Source organism: Apibacter sp. B3706 (genome assembly GCF_011082725.1).
Taxonomy (GTDB): Bacteria; Bacteroidota; Bacteroidia; order Flavobacteriales; family Weeksellaceae; genus Apibacter.
The window spans coordinates 2076843-2092167 of the sequence record NZ_CP049715.1 but is presented as its reverse complement, the minus strand read 5'-3'; the positions used below and the strand labels follow the sequence as shown (position 1 = coordinate 2092167).

General features: G+C 26.9%; 12 protein-coding genes. 8 read left to right on the top strand and 4 right to left on the bottom strand.

Annotation, left to right across the window (positions count from 1 at the left end; translation table 11 throughout):
* The first annotated feature begins 691 nt into the window (after nucleotides 1–691).
* The gene (locus G8C41_RS09075) at nucleotides 692–1885 is read left to right on the top strand and encodes a phosphoglycerate kinase (RefSeq protein WP_166007402.1); all 1194 of its coding nucleotides are present in this window, start codon (nucleotides 692–694) and stop codon (nucleotides 1883–1885) included.
* Between the two features lie 336 nt (nucleotides 1886–2221).
* On the opposite strand, the gene G8C41_RS09070 is transcribed toward G8C41_RS09075, so the two are convergent.
* The 4 genes from G8C41_RS09070 to G8C41_RS09055 all read right to left on the bottom strand — a co-directional run bounded on the left by G8C41_RS09070 (nucleotide 2222) and on the right by G8C41_RS09055 (nucleotide 7926).
* Nucleotides 2222–3034, bottom strand: a complete 813-nt coding sequence (locus tag G8C41_RS09070; RefSeq protein ID WP_166007400.1) for a class I SAM-dependent methyltransferase — start codon at nucleotides 3032–3034, stop codon at nucleotides 2222–2224.
* Between the two features lie 91 nt (nucleotides 3035–3125).
* Nucleotides 3126–4994 carry a tRNA uridine-5-carboxymethylaminomethyl(34) synthesis enzyme MnmG gene (gene mnmG, locus G8C41_RS09065; RefSeq protein ID WP_166007398.1) on the bottom strand — a complete coding sequence of 623 codons (1869 nt, stop codon included), beginning with the start codon at nucleotides 4992–4994 and terminating at the stop codon, nucleotides 3126–3128.
* A gap of 46 nt (nucleotides 4995–5040) precedes the next feature.
* The gene (gene ybeY / locus G8C41_RS09060) at nucleotides 5041–5457 is read right to left on the bottom strand and encodes an rRNA maturation RNase YbeY (RefSeq protein WP_166007396.1); all 417 of its coding nucleotides are present in this window, start codon (nucleotides 5455–5457) and stop codon (nucleotides 5041–5043) included.
* Between the two features lie 231 nt (nucleotides 5458–5688).
* Entirely contained in the window at nucleotides 5689–7926 is a 2238-nt protein-coding gene (locus G8C41_RS09055; protein ID WP_166007394.1) for a patatin-like phospholipase family protein, read from the bottom strand.
* Nucleotides 7927–8181: 255 nt separating this feature from the next.
* Here G8C41_RS09055 and G8C41_RS09050 point away from each other — a divergent pair, with 255 nt between their 5' ends.
* The 7 genes from G8C41_RS09050 to G8C41_RS09020 are packed head-to-tail and all read left to right on the top strand — an operon-like array spanning nucleotide 8182 to nucleotide 15241.
* On the top strand, nucleotides 8182–9348 hold the full coding sequence (locus G8C41_RS09050; protein WP_166007392.1) for a glycosyltransferase: 1167 nt from the start codon (nucleotides 8182–8184) through the stop codon (nucleotides 9346–9348).
* A gap of 12 nt (nucleotides 9349–9360) precedes the next feature.
* Nucleotides 9361–10287 carry a glycosyltransferase family A protein gene (locus G8C41_RS09045; RefSeq protein WP_166007390.1) on the top strand — a complete coding sequence of 309 codons (927 nt, stop codon included), beginning with the start codon at nucleotides 9361–9363 and terminating at the stop codon, nucleotides 10285–10287.
* A 13-nt stretch (nucleotides 10288–10300) separates the two neighbouring features.
* A complete protein-coding gene (locus G8C41_RS09040; RefSeq protein ID WP_166007388.1) occupies nucleotides 10301–11437 on the top strand; it encodes a glycosyltransferase in 1137 nt (378 codons plus the stop codon).
* A gap of 12 nt (nucleotides 11438–11449) precedes the next feature.
* Nucleotides 11450–12472: an acyltransferase family protein gene (locus G8C41_RS10230; protein WP_105296466.1), complete on the top strand. Its 1023-nt coding sequence runs from the start codon at nucleotides 11450–11452 to the stop codon at nucleotides 12470–12472.
* A complete protein-coding gene (locus G8C41_RS09030) occupies nucleotides 12469–13620 on the top strand; it encodes a glycosyltransferase (protein ID WP_166007386.1) in 1152 nt (383 codons plus the stop codon). Before G8C41_RS10230 ends, G8C41_RS09030 begins: the two co-directional genes overlap by 4 nt.
* A 1-nt stretch (nucleotide 13621) precedes the next feature.
* On the top strand, nucleotides 13622–14170 hold the full coding sequence (locus G8C41_RS09025; RefSeq protein ID WP_105296464.1) for a serine acetyltransferase: 549 nt from the start codon (nucleotides 13622–13624) through the stop codon (nucleotides 14168–14170).
* Nucleotides 14171–15241: a glycosyltransferase gene (locus G8C41_RS09020; RefSeq protein WP_166007384.1), complete on the top strand. Its 1071-nt coding sequence runs from the start codon at nucleotides 14171–14173 to the stop codon at nucleotides 15239–15241. It abuts the gene before it with no gap.
* Nucleotides 15242–15325 lie beyond the last annotated feature (84 nt).

Sequence of the window (15325 nt, the reverse complement as noted above, 5' to 3'; positions counted from 1 at the left end):
CTAAACTATACTTATAAATTTTAACCTAATATAATATATTAACTATCAATATTTTACAAAATAATACATATATAAGTAATTAATTATGAATTAATTAATAAATATGTTAATAACTTAATTTATTTCAAAAATTCCTTCAATTATATAATTGACTGTAAATCAATAAAATTATATAATTATTATTAAAAATTATTTTTATTAACTCATAAATTTTCAATAAGTTAAAACAATATTAACAATTTAAATAAATTATTGTTAACATTTTTAAACAAAAAATTTTGCTTCAAGAGTTACAATTTCCATTTATAAAGATTTAAGATTTTTGCAAATATTTATAAAACTTTTTAAAAATGAATTTTACCTTCCTTTTGATAAGTTTAATAACAGTTACTTTTTAAACAGTCACTTTATTAATAACTTCTAAAAATTGTTGATAAGTGATTTAGTTTATTGATTTATACTTATTTATTTTCAATAAATTTTGTTAATATCATATTTAGAAATATTAATAACTCACTATTTCAAAGTTATTAACATATTAACAGGTCTATTATTACTATTACTTTAAATTTTATTTAATTAATTAAAAAAAGATATATAAATAATGATTAATTGTGGAAAAAATTCAGGTTTCAAAATTTCTCTTTTCGTTTTTATGAAGGTATATTTGTAAGAAAAATAAGTAAAAATTATGAAAACAGTTAATGATTTCAATTTCAACGGAAAAAAAGCATTAATTAGAGTTGATTTTAATGTTCCTCAAGATGAAAATCTTAAGGTTACTGATAATACAAGAATTGTTTCTGCTAAGCCAACTATAGATAAAATATTGAAAGATGGAGGTTCTGTAATATTAATGACGCATTTAGGCAGACCTAAAGGTCAGGTTACAGATAAATATTCTTTAAAACATATTGTTGATGAGGTATCAAAAGTTTTAGGTGTTCCTGTTAAGTTCGTTGATGAATGTGTAGGGCCTAAAGCCGAAAAAGCTGCAGCAGATTTAAAACCCGGTGAAGTTTTATTGTTAGAAAATTTACGTTTTCACAATGAAGAGGAGAAAGGAGATGAAGGATTTGCTAAAGAATTAGCCAAGTTAGGTGATATTTATGTAAACGATGCATTCGGAACTGCACATCGTGCTCATGCATCTACTGCTATTATTGCTAAATTCTTCCCTTCTAACAAATGTTTTGGTCTTTTGATGGCCAAAGAGCTTGATGCTATTCAAAAAGTCCTTAAAACAGGCGAAAAACCTGTAACAGCTATATTAGGAGGTTCTAAAGTTTCTTCTAAAATTACTATTATAGAAAACATCCTTCCGGTGGTTGATAACTTAATAATCGGAGGAGGAATGACCTATACTTTTATTAAAGCTCAAGGAGGTAAGATTGGAAACTCTATCTGTGAAGATGATAAACAAGAATTGGCGCTTGATATACTTAAAAAAGCTAAAGAAAAAGGTGTAAAAGTATATCTTCCGGAAGATTCTGTTATAGGTGATGACTTTTCAAATGATGCAAATAGAAAAGTAGTTGATACTAATGATATTCCTGACGGATGGGAAGGTTTGGATGTTGGACCTAAAACTATTAAAACATTTTCTGATGTTATTTTAGCTTCAAAAACCATATTATGGAACGGACCTTTAGGAGTATTTGAAATGCCAAATTTTGCCGTTGGTACCAAAGCTATTGGAGATGCTATTGGTGAAGCCACTAAGAATGGAGCTTTCTCTTTAGTTGGAGGAGGTGACAGTGTAGCATTTGTTAAACAAAATAATTATACTGACAAAGTTAGTTACGTTTCTACCGGGGGAGGAGCAATGCTTGAATCATTAGAAGGTAGAGAATTACCCGGAGTAGCAGCTATTTTAAACGATTAGTATTAAAATCTAGCACAATATACAATACATATTAAGAAGCTTGATATTTCAAGCTTCTTTTTTTATATGTTAGTAACTATTCAAAGTAACTTTAATTTTATTAGAGATCTAATAAAATTTTAGTACATAAAATCTTAAAAAAAAACATATTTTTATGTATAAATAAGTTTATATTTTTAATAATATAAAATAGAATATATAGTTATTTATATCTAAAATACTATTTTATAGATTTATTTAATTAATATTTAAACTTTTAAATATCTATTATTAAAAATTATTTTCCTTTAAACTTAGCATACTTGTTAATTTAATAATAAGAATTTTGTGAAAATTTTATTTTTTCAAAATATAAATAACAGATGAATAATTACCGTCATTCATTCCTTTTAAGTTTGATAAGGCAGCAATGAATGGAAATCTAAAAATTCCAAAAGGATTATTCATATAATTTTCACTGATTAAAGAAATATAGAAACTATCAAAGGGTAGGGTATAGGTATGAATTACTTCAAACTTATGATTATTAAAAAAATTGATGGCACCTTTTTTAGAATAATGAAATATATGCCGAGGTACATCCCAGGCAGCCCAAAATTCTCTATAAAATTTGGCATCAAAAGATTTGTAATTTGGAACTGCTATTACTATATATCCATCATTTTTTAATTTTAATCTTAATTTTGATAGGATTTCTTCCGGATTAGAGATGTGTTCTAATACATGCCAAAGTGTAATGACATCTAAAGAATTATTTTCAACAGAATCTAAAGAAGTAGTTATATGATTTTTACCAATTTTAGATTTAGCAGTTTCTGCTGCTTTTATATTTGGTTCAAAACCAAGTATTGAAAAATTTTTATCTTTTATGAATTTTAAGAACGTTCCATCTCCACAACCATAGTCTAATAATGTTCCGGACGTTTTGTATTTATTAATAATCTTTAATTTATATTTTTCATTCAATTTTTGAATTAATAAATATATTTTTGATTTTAAAGACTGATCTTTCGAATGGGATAAATATTTTTCACTTTCATAATATTTTGAAAGATCTTCAGGTATTTGGGTAGTTTTTAAAATACCGGTATATTCAGATTTTTGAATTTCAAAAATTTCATTAGATAAGAAGTGATCTTTAATTTTCATTTTCAATTTTGTATATATATAATATCATATAGTAAAATATTTAGGATTATAAATAAATGTTCCACGTGGAACATTTATTTATAACTTTATATTATCTACCCATGTAAATTAATAAAACATTTATATCGGATGGAGATACGCCACTTATTCTACTAGCTTGACCTATAGTCTCAGGTTTGAATTTCATTAATTTTTGTTTAGCTTCAGTAGAAATACTATTTAATTTTGAATAGTCAAAATTTGAAGGAATTTTTATATTTTCTAATCTATTTAATTTTTCAACATTTTCAAGTTCTTTGTCAATATATCCCTTATATTTAATTTTAATTTCTACTTGTTCAAGTACCTCATCCGAAAAATGATTTGATTTGATATAATCATTTATAGAGGATATGTTTTCCAAGTCTTTTAAGTATATATTAGGTCTAACCAAAATACTGTCAGCTTTTACAGTTTGAGAAATAGGTGTAGAATTTTTTTGTAGTAAAATTGGATTAGTTTCTTCTTTGGTTATGGATGTTGATTTTATAAAATCTATACAATTATTCGTTTGCTTGATTTTCTTATCTAAATTTTGCATTCTTTCAGATGATGCTAAACCAAGTGTATAACTTAATGGTGTTAATCGTTCATCGGCATTATCCTGTCTTAAACTCATTCTATATTCTGCACGTGAGGTAAACATTCGATAAGGTTCTTCGGTTCCTTTGGTGATAAGATCATCAATTAATACTCCTATATACGCTTCATTCCTCTTAAGAACCAACGGCTCTTTATTTTGAATTTTAAGTGAAGCATTAATACCGGCCATCAATCCTTGAGCTGCTGCCTCTTCATAACCCGTTGTACCATTAATTTGTCCCGCAAAATATAAATGATTAATATTTTTTGTTTCTAATGTATTTTTTAATTGAGTAGGAGGGAAGTAATCATATTCAATAGCGTAACCCGGTCTGAAAAATTTAGCTTTTTCAAATCCGGGGATTAGTTGTAAAGCTTTAATTTGAATATCATCCGGTAAAGATGTACTAAATCCGTTGATGTAAAATTCAACAGTTTGCCAACCTTCCGGTTCAGCAAATATTTGATGTCTTTCTCTATCTGCAAATCTGTTAATTTTGTCTTCAATCGAAGGACAATATCTTGGACCTGTACTTTTAATTGTTCCATTAAATAAAGGAGATCTTTCAAATCCTTCACGTAAAACTTCATGAACTTTTACATTAGTATAGGTAATATAACAACTTCTTTGTTTGTCGAGTTTAGGTGTATTAGTATAGGAAAATTTTTGTGGTTTAGTATCTCCTTTTTGTTCTTCCATTTTTGAGAAATCAATGCTTCTACCATCTACCCTGGGAGGTGTTCCTGTTTTCATTCTACCGGCCTCAAATCCTAATTTAACTAGATTTTCAGTGATTCCAAATGCTGCTTTTTCACCCATTCTACCACCTCCGAACTGTTTGTTTCCAATATGGATTAGCCCATTTAGAAAAGTTCCATTAGTTAATATTACAGCTTTTGAATAAATAACAGCTCCCATATAGGTTTTAACACCAATAATTTGATCATTTTCTGTTAATAGCTCAACAACCATGTCTTGAAAGAAATCAAGATTTGGAATGCTTTCTAATTGTAATCGCCATTCTTCCGAAAATCTCATTCGATCGGATTGCGCTCTTGGACTCCACATGGCAGGTCCCTTAGATAAATTAAGCATCTTAAATTGAATCATAGTTTTATCAGTAACGATACCTGATAATCCGCCCAAAGCATCGATTTCTCTAACTATTTGTCCTTTTGCAATACCTCCCATAGCCGGATTGCAAGACATTTGACCAATAGTCTGAAGATTCATGGTAATTAGTAGTGTTTTTGAACCTAAATTGGCAGCAGCAGCGGCAGCTTCTGAACCTGCATGTCCACCACCTACAACAATAACATCGTATTTTTCTAATATCATTTTAACAGATGTTTCACGTGAAACAAAATTTTTTTATAATTAATTTTTAATAATTTTTATATAAGTCTATATAAGTGTTTTCCTTTTTTCTCATAAGTTCAATATCCTTTTCCAATTTATCTTTGTACCCGATGATATGCAGAACTCCATGAACTAAAACACGATTTAATTCATAATCAAAATTTTCATTATTAATTACTGCATTTTCTTTAACTCTGTCTGTGGAAATGAATATATCACCCGAAATTAATTGGTTTTCTTTATAATCAAACGTAATTATATCCGTGTAATAATCATGATTTAAATATTGAATATTAATTTCTAATAATTGTTCATCAGAGCAAAAAATATAATTTATATCCCCTACACGGCAGGCTTCTTGTTGTATAACTTCTTTTAACCACTTTTTTCTTTTTAATTTATTTTTTAAAATAAAATCATTATTTGAAAAATAATTTATCATTTTTTGTTAATTTCTACTTAGCTAAATTAATATTTAAATTCTGAAATTTTAATATAATAAAATTCTTCATATTATTTACTAATACTATTAAATTTTATAATAACTTTTACATTTAATACCAAGTATACTCTCTGTATAAATTAAGAGAAAATGTTTATAATGAATAAAAGTTTTTTAAATAAAGTAATTTTACATAAATAGGCTTGAAAAAAATGATAGGTAACTATTTTGTTAAAACCAATATCCTAAACCAACACTAAATACACCTTTGTTTTGATTGGTAGAAAATGTGTATAATAAGTTAATAGGTCCAAAAGGACTGTCATATCCATATCCCACTCCATAACTAAAATATTTGTATTTAAAATATCTTATATCGTTAAATTCATCTTCAACATTAGCCATGTCTGCATAAATTTTCACATAATGATTTTTTAAGATTTTATAGTTTAAAGAAGAATATAATGAGAATAGTTGATCCCCGGATTTATAGGCAAATGGTAATCCTAAAAATTTACTGAAATTTAAGAAATCTTGTTCAAAATAACCACCGTTAAAATATTTGTATTGTAAAGAAGGCGTATTAAAAGATACTCCTAAAAAATGTTGATTTTCTAAAGCTAATCGATGTCCGAAAGGGATTGAATAACTTAATTGTGTTTTAATTGTGGAAAATTTTTCAAAATTAGGAGCATTAGAATAAAATATATATTTAGCAGAGGCATCTAGTTTAAAACCTTTAAAAGGAAAGTTAGAGTTATCTCTCGTATCAGCCTTTATATAAAAATAAGGATTATAAAAAAAACTCTCGTCCTTATTAAAATTTTTGTGATCTACTTCATTAATTCGATCATAGGAAAAGGGTGAGATGCGCATATAACTATATTCTATACCGGTACCAACGGCATATTTTTCATTTAAGGTAGATTGTAGATAAAGTTGTTGATTAAAGTATCGAATACGATTAAACGAATATTCACTTCTTTTTATATCGGAATAATTAAAATTAAAAGAATTAAACGTCGTATTAGATCCAATACTTGGTAATATTCCATTATCAATATAATAATTTATATTAGTTCTGAAATTATTTCCGAAAATTACATCAATAGATAAATTGGAATTATTTAATATGAGTTTGTTTAAAGTAACATTAGCTAAAAGAGAAGTTTTATATACATCATCGTAATGGATTCCAAATTTTATGGAATTGTTATCTTTTTTATCCAGATATAAGTTAACTTGTTGATTTTCATTAAAGTTTTCAGAAGTTAGCTCATAAAAAACCCGATTATAATTTCCCGTAGAATATAAAGCAGAAATTCCTTTATCTAATTTGGTAATAGAGGTATTTTGAGGTAATTTCAAACCTAATTTTCTTTTTATATAAACAGAATCTTTAGAAGAATTACCAATAATGGAAAGTTTGGTAATAAATAAATTTTTTTCGGAAGGTAGTTCCTGTATTCTCGGTCTATTGATAGTATCAAACCCTTGTAATTTAGCAATTTTTAATAGTTCAGGAAACGCCTTTTCTCCGGCTAGTTTTCCTTTATACAAAATGGAATCCTTTTTATCAAAATCGGTTACCTCATAATTCTTTACATCAGGTCGAATTAGTAAATCTACATAACTTCGTTCAAAATCCGTTTTGATATTGATACGATAGCTAATAATTTGACTAATGATATTTAATATTGATTTGATTTCATTCGCTTTTTGTAAACCATTGCCTAAATCAACTCCAATTATGATATCCATGCCTTTATCTCGTAACGCTCGAGAAGGAAAATTATTAACAATTCCACCGTCAATTAAAGTTTTATCATCAATTTTAACCGGTTCTATAAGAGAAGGATAAGCACCACTGGCCAAAACACTGAGAGGAAGAAAACCTTTTTCCATTTGCTCTTCGTCACCGGTTTCTAAATTAGTTGCTATGCATAAGAAAGGTATCGGTAGTTTAGAATAATCATGAATATCATGAACATTGTACAATAAATTAGTTAAAAGCATTAAAGGTCCTTGTCCCTTACTTAAAGCTGATGGAAAAACTACTTTAAAATTGGAGATGGGTAAAGTTAAAATATATTTTTCTCTGTAAGATTTATCAAAAAAAGGAATAAAATTACGATTTCTGTCCTGTAAAAAAAGTTCGTTAAAATCAATGCTTTTAATGATATTTCTCATTTCTTTAGGAGAATATCCTGCAGCATACAACGAACCCACTATGGCACCCATACTGGTTCCGCTTATGTAGTCAATTTTAATTCCTGCTTTTTCAATAGCTTCTATAACTTCTACATGAGCGAACCCTTTAGCACCTCCGCCACTAAGAACTAAGCCTACTTTGGGTCTACGATTTAAAGAATCCTGAATTGATATAAAAGTTGAATCTCTATTTATACCGTAAAATAAATTTCCTATTAGTAAAATAAAAAATAATAAGTATTTTTTACAAAATTTCATAATAGCAAATATATTAAAAACATGTAATTTATATAAGTAATAATAAAATAGAAAGAATTGGTAAGTTTTTTTTAGATTTACTTAAAAATATACTTAGTATTACATTTATTTTTAAAATCTATTTTAAAAGGAAAGATGGTACTATTCATAAAAATGAATTTAAAATTTATAACTATTAATTGAGATATAGCGATTAAAATAAATAATTAAAAAATATTAAAAATAGATTTAACTATATATATTTTACTTATATAAATGGAAGAAATAAAGAAAATTAAAATTCTTTTTAGAATCCGATCCATGGAAACCGGAGGTGTTCAAAAAGTCTTACTAAATATTTTAAATCATTTAGATAAGAATATTTTTGATGTTACTTTATTGTTGAATCTATATCAAGGAGAACTAATCAAAGAAATACCGGAATCCATTAAAGTTCAATATATAGGAAAAGGAAGAGAATTTATGAATTCAAATTCTTTTATAAAAAAATTTCAATTAATCACTAGGGCTGCAAAATTAAAATTGTATTCAAAATTTCCACGATTATTATATAAAAACCTAAAACTCTATGATCAAGATGTTGAAATAGCTTTTTTCCATTATAATTACGATGATGTTTTAAACAGTCCTAATCTAAAATCCAAAAAAATAGGTTGGATGCATGGTGATATAAAAAATATTACCATAAATGGAAATAAAGAGAAATTTGTAGCGAAATTTTTGAGATTTAATACCATGGTTTATGTTTCACAACAAACTATGGAAAGTGCAAAAAGTTTTAATGATCAGATAGCTGCAAATGCTAAGATTATTTATAATCCAATAGAGGTTGATGATATCATAGCTAAATCCAAGCTGAAACCAATTATAAAAATCAGTTCACTTAAAAATGATTCAATACAATCATTTATATCAGTTGGAAGAATAAAACCGGGTAAAGGCTATCAACTTTTAATTGAAGCTCATAAAAAGCTAATTGATGATGGATTATATCATAAAATATATATCGTTGGAGAAGGAGAATATAAAGAAGAATTACTAAAAAAGGTAAAAGAATTTCGTATAGAAGAAACATTTATATTTCTGGGAGAATATAGTAATCCCTACCCGTTGATTAAAGAAGCAGATTATTTTATCCTTCCTTCATTTTCAGAAGCGTATCCTTTAGTTATTGCGGAAAGCCTTATATTGGAAAAGCCGATTATAACTACCGATGTTGGAGGAATTAGAGAAATGATGGTAGACCAAGAAAACGGTATATTCATTCCAAGTAAGAATGAACCAGCCCTATATGAAGCAATGAAAACCCTGTTGTATGACCCAAAAAAAGTGCAATTCTTTATCGAAAATAATAAAAATTGTAAAGAAATTTTCTCACCAGTTCCTATATATAAAGAAATAGAAAAGCTGTTAACAAAGTAAAAAAATCAATGAATGGAAAAAAATTCCGTAATAACAGTAATAACACCCACTTATAATAGGGCTCATACGCTCGATAGAGTCTATGAATCACTAAAAAAACAATCATTTAAACAATTTATGTGGATAATTATGGATGATGGTTCTACGGATTCGACCAGTCAGTTGGTACAAAAATATATAGATGAAAATAGTATTCCTATTGAATACTATAAAGGAAAAAATCGTCATAAATTTATTACCGTATTTGAAGGAATTAAGAAGGTAAAAACGCCTTATTTTGTAATTATTGATTCAGATGATAGTTGGCCTGAGAATTCATTTGAAATATTGTATGATGAAGTTTGCAGCATTGAAAACCAAGATCAATATATTGGAGTAATTGGACATTCAGCAGATACGGAAGGAAATTTAGTAGGAAGTTATTTCCCTGAAAACGGATTTATAGGTTCAATTTTAGAAATGCGGTATAAGTACAAAGTAAAGGGAGATAAAAATGGTATTTTTATAACAAAGAGTTATCAAAGAGAATTGGATAAATTTGATTATTTAATTTATGAAAATAAAGGCTATATTCCTCAAAGTGTTTTCTTTACCATTTACGATGCAAAAGGGTTAAAAACAAAATTTATTAATAAGATAATTCGTACATATCATAAAGACGATAACGATTCAGAATCAGTTTCCAATACTCGTTGGAAGGGGAAAAATATTTTCGGATTAAGAGAGGGATATAAAGCCATGCTAAACAATTATAGCTATCAGTTATTTTCATATCCTAAAACTTTGCTTAGAAATTTAATAGGATTTCAATTTTATTCCTTTTTAAATAAAAAATCTTTAGCGTCAAATATCACAGACATTAATAATCCTTTAATTAAGACTATGAGTGTTTTAACATTGCCATTTAGCTATATATATTATTTTATAAATAAAAGATAGCTGTAATAAAAAAATGAAAAAGTTATTGTTTATAACCTATTCACTAGGTAAATCCGGAGGAGTACAAACCGTTTTAACTAATTTAATGAATGAACTATGTACTAAGTTCGATATAACGGTTTTATGTTTGGATGGAAATGAGGTATTTCTATACGATTTAAACCCTAAAATTAAGTCAGTGGTTTTAAATTCTTTTGGAAATACAAAATCATTTCAGGCAATGGTACTAATTAACAAATACTTTTCGTGGTTGCCAAAGAAACAAAACATTAAAAATTATATTTATCAATACGGAGTATATTGCCTTTTAAAAAAATGGTTAAAAAAAAACCATCAGAATTATGATACCATAGTTTCTTGCAGATATACTCTTTCAAGCATGTTGTCCACCATGAAAGGAATAAATAAGAAAACATGGGCGTGGGAACACATAAACTATAAGATGGGAGGTTTATTTTGGTATACCCTTATGCGACCGTATTACAAGAATTTAAAAGGAATTATTTATATAAATAAAGAATCCGAAGAACATTATAAAAAGATAAATCCTAACAGCTATTTAATTTATAACCTCATAGGTGATCCTTTTGAGAATATGTCATTTATATGTTGTGAAGAAAAAGAAAATACCATTTTATTTGTCGGAAGGCTTCATCCTGAAAAAAATATAAGGCAACTAGTGGAAATATATTCTAATTTAAAAGAAAAAGAAGGGTGGAATTTTAAAATAATCGGAGAAGGACCTGAAAAAAGTTATTTAGAAAATTATGTAAAAGATCATCCTCATTCACATATAGAGATATTGGGAAATAAGACAAAAGAAGAGGTGTGTAACTATATGATGAAAAGTAAAATTTTAGTACTAGCATCAGAATCTGAGGCTTTTGGTCTGGTACTGGTTGAATCTATGTTTTGTAGCAATATTTTGATTTCTTATGATTGTGAATTTGGTCCTGCTTCAATAGTAAATAATAAAAATGGTTTTCTAATAAAGCATCATGATAAAGAAGATTTTACAAATAAGCTTCAATTATTAATAACTGATGAAGAGTTGTTAAAAAAATTAAATATATCTTCTTATGAAGAATCTAAAAAATGGAAAAAGGAAAACATTATTTCAACATGGAAAATTCTTTTAGATAAAAATTAACTAAAGTTAAAAATGGAAAATAAGAAATTATTATACTATGTTCAATGTTTAAGAGGTTTAGCATCATTGCTTGTATGTGGATTTCATACACGTTATTGGATTAATTTAAATGATAGTAGTAAGTTAGGAGATTTTTTATTTGCAAAAGGTTTGTATGGAGTAGAATTATTTTTTATCATTAGTGGATTTATAATGATATATACCACAAAAGATAATTTTTTACAAAGTCAATATAAGTATTCAAAATTATTTATAAAGAAAAGAATAATTAGAATTGCTCCTTTGTATACTATATTAACAATAGTTTGGTATATCATATTTATTGATTCTTTTAACTGGAATGTATTTATTAAAATTATAAAATCCATAATGTTTATTCCGTATAATGAATTCCCTATTTTATATTTAGGATGGTCTTTAAACTATGAAATGTTTTTTTACTTGATATTTGCAATAAGCTTATTATTTGGGCATTATAAATATAAAGTTTTGCTTATATTTTTTATGATATTTATAAGTTTACAACACTTTAAATATCAAAATAGTTATCTAAATATGATTTCAAGCTTTCAGCTAAATTACTTTTTGGTAGGAGTATTATTAGGGTTATTTAGAAATAAAATTATAATAACTAATTTTCATATTTCATTGGTATTAATTGTTGTATCAATGTTTATATTGATTTTATTTTTATTCAATTATGTTAAAATAAATAATAAAATAGGATTATTACTTTTTTTTACATTCATCGTATATAGCGTAATTAATTTTGATTTTTCTCAAATAAAAATAAATCTAAATGCGCTTTATTTCTTAGGAAATATATCGTATTCTTTATATTTATTTCATCCATTTATTCCAAATTTATTGAAGGAGCATTTTGATATTTTTCCGGGAATATTTAAAATTGATTTATTAAATTATTTTTTCTACATTTTAATGATGTTAAGCATAATATTATTTTCATATATACTTTATCATCTAATTGAAAAAAAACTTTCAAATGAATTAAAAAATTTTTTAAAGTTAAGATGAAAAAAAAGAAAATACTTATTAGAATAGGATCCTTACGTCATGGAGGAGCTGAAAAAGTTTTAGTAACATTTTTAAAAAATTTACCCGAAAATAAATATGAAATAGATCTGTTATTAAATCTTAAATCAGGAAAATATTTAAAAGACGTTCCCTCTTGGGTCTCAGTATATCATCTACATAAAGGAGAAATGATAACAACAAACAAACCTTGGGAAATACCCGTTAAAGCTTTTAGAAGATCCTATGAAGAACTGTTGAAATTATTTCCTAAAGCGCTTTATAAATTTATTTTAAAAAAACAGCATTATGATATAGAGCTTATTGCCAATCACAGACTGTTAGAAGAAGTTTTAAAAAGTCCAATAAAAACTTCAAAAAAGGTAGTTTGGGTTCATAATGATTTGTTTAGCATATCAGAATATACAACCAAAAAATTAAGTAATTTTTTTAAAGCAGATAAAATATGGGTAATATCTGAAAAAATTAAATCCGGATTCGAAAAACTAGCCACAACCCGAGAGGACAAAGAAAAACTAATTAGAATTTATAATCCAATTGATTCTCAAGAAATTATAAATAAATCAGAAGAAGATATTAACTTTACTTTTACAAAAGAAAAGAATGAAAAAATTTTTGTAGCTGTTGGTACAGTTTTTCCACAGAAAGGTTTTGACCGACTTATAAAAATGCATAAAAGGCTTTTACAAGAAGGATATAAGCATAAAATTTATATAGTAGGAGACGGGTATGATTTTAAAAATATCCATACTTTGGTTAAATCATTGAATTTGGATGATACAGTAAAAATGGTAGGTTATCAAGAAAATCCCTATCCATTTTTTAAAAATGCTGATTATTTTATTTTATCTTCACGATATGAAGGATATCCAACCGTTTTATTTGAAGCACTAACGTTGAAAAAGCCGATAATAGCTACGGATGTTTCCGGAGTCAGCGAAATATTACAAGAGGGTAAATTAGGAAAAATCGTTGAAAATTCTAAAGAAGGGATTTATACCGGAATGAAACAATTTTTAACACAACCCGAGATCACCCAAAAATATGTACAAGAAATGAACGACAAGGAATTACCCTTTACATTAGAGAATGCTGTATCCCGATTAACAACTATTTTAGACAATTTATAAAATGTCAAACTCTTTAATACAAAAAGATTATTTCAGAATATACGGAAAATGGCCGGGGAAATTTTTAGGCAAAGCTCTAATAAATCCCAATTTTCGGTATATATATTTTTTAAGAAAAGCATCCGTATATCCAAAAAAATCGATATTAGGAACTTTATATCGATTGATTTTATATCATTACCAAACTAAATATGGATTTCAGATATATCCGGAAACACAAATTGGAGAAGGCTTTTACCTCGGTCATTGGGGAACAGTTATCATAAATCCCAAAGTAAAAATTGGCAAAAACTGCAATATAGCTCCCGGAGTTACCATAGGAAAAACGAACAGAGGCAAAAAAGCAGGAGTACCTGTTATAGGAGATGAAGTATGGATAGGTACTAATGCAGTACTTGTAGGCAATATAAAAATAGGAAATAATGTTTTGATCGCGCCCAATGCCTATGTTACGGAAGATATTCCCGATAATTCAATTGTAATTGGAAATGTAGCTCAAATACAACCCAATGAAAAAGCAACCGAAGGATATATTAACAATAAAGTGTAAATGAAAACTATACTATTTATACTTCCGGATTTAAATATGGGCGGGGCAGAAAGAATAATTACTTTGCTTATAAATAATTTGGATAAAAATAAATTTACTCCAAAGCTCCTTCTAATGAGGAAAGAAGGATATTATCTTGAGCTTTTAGATAAAAATATTGAAATTATAGATATAAAAACATCTCGAATAAGAAATGCATTTTTTCCCATAATTAAGGTACTTAGAACATTAAAACCTGATATTGTTTTTGGCGGATGGGGTGAAGTATCGGCCTATTTAGCACCCATAATACCCTTTTTTCCGAAAATACGTTTTATAGCAAGAGAAACCAATATAGTTTCCCAACATGTAACCCGGCCGGAAATAAGATTTTTTTATCGTTTTTACAATAATTTTGATACCGTCATTGCACAGAGTGATGATATGAAAAATGACCTCATAAACAACCTGAAAATACGTGAGAAAAAGATTATAAAAATCAATAATCCGGTGGATGTAGATGCAGTTGAAGCAAAATCACTCGAATCTATGAATTTTCCATTTTTCGAAGGCTTTAAAAATGTAGTGGCTATCGGCAATCTTTCTTATCGTAAAGGCTTTGACAATCTATTAAAAGTTTTTTCATACCTAAAAAATGAAAATATATTTTTATATATCATAGGAGAGGGTGACGATAAAGAAAAATTGATAGAATTAAAAGATTCTTTACAAATTAAGAATGTAAAATTTTTAGGAAAAATAACTAATCCCTATCCATATTTAAAAAATGCAGATTTATTTATCCTCTCTTCCAGATATGAAGGTTTTCCCAATGTATTGTTAGAAGCAGGAGCTACCGGAACATTTTCATTAGCAAATAATTGTAAAGGGGGAATCAATGAAATAATTGAAGAAAACATCAACGGAAGAATTATTTCCATTGAAGATCATAAAAATTTTGCAGAGGAGATAAAAATAACATTAAGTAAAAAATACGATAAAAATCGTATAAAAAATTCCATAAAAAATAGATTTTCAAAAGATAAGATCATACACCAATATGAAAAAATTTTGGAAGCTAATAAAAACTAAATTAGGCGAATAAAGCCCGTTAACATAAAGTAAAACTCCTTAAAAATAAATTTTCTGTAAATTTGAACTAACTTTGATTTTTTT

Coding starts and splice junctions, on each gene's coding strand:
- G8C41_RS09075 (WP_166007402.1), top strand. CDS start 692: ATGAAAACAGTTAATGATTTCAATTTCAACGGAAAAAAAGCATTAATT.
- G8C41_RS09070 (WP_166007400.1), bottom strand. CDS start 3,034: ATGAAAATTAAAGATCACTTCTTATCTAATGAAATTTTTGAAATTCAA.
- mnmG (WP_166007398.1), bottom strand. CDS start 4,994: ATGATATTAGAAAAATACGATGTTATTGTTGTAGGTGGTGGACATGCA.
- ybeY (WP_166007396.1), bottom strand. CDS start 5,457: ATGATAAATTATTTTTCAAATAATGATTTTATTTTAAAAAATAAATTA.
- G8C41_RS09055 (WP_166007394.1), bottom strand. CDS start 7,926: ATGAAATTTTGTAAAAAATACTTATTATTTTTTATTTTACTAATAGGA.
- G8C41_RS09050 (WP_166007392.1), top strand. CDS start 8,182: ATGGAAGAAATAAAGAAAATTAAAATTCTTTTTAGAATCCGATCCATG.
- G8C41_RS09045 (WP_166007390.1), top strand. CDS start 9,361: ATGGAAAAAAATTCCGTAATAACAGTAATAACACCCACTTATAATAGG.
- G8C41_RS09040 (WP_166007388.1), top strand. CDS start 10,301: ATGAAAAAGTTATTGTTTATAACCTATTCACTAGGTAAATCCGGAGGA.
- G8C41_RS10230 (WP_105296466.1), top strand. CDS start 11,450: ATGGAAAATAAGAAATTATTATACTATGTTCAATGTTTAAGAGGTTTA.
- G8C41_RS09030 (WP_166007386.1), top strand. CDS start 12,469: ATGAAAAAAAAGAAAATACTTATTAGAATAGGATCCTTACGTCATGGA.
- G8C41_RS09025 (WP_105296464.1), top strand. CDS start 13,622: ATGTCAAACTCTTTAATACAAAAAGATTATTTCAGAATATACGGAAAA.
- G8C41_RS09020 (WP_166007384.1), top strand. CDS start 14,171: ATGAAAACTATACTATTTATACTTCCGGATTTAAATATGGGCGGGGCA.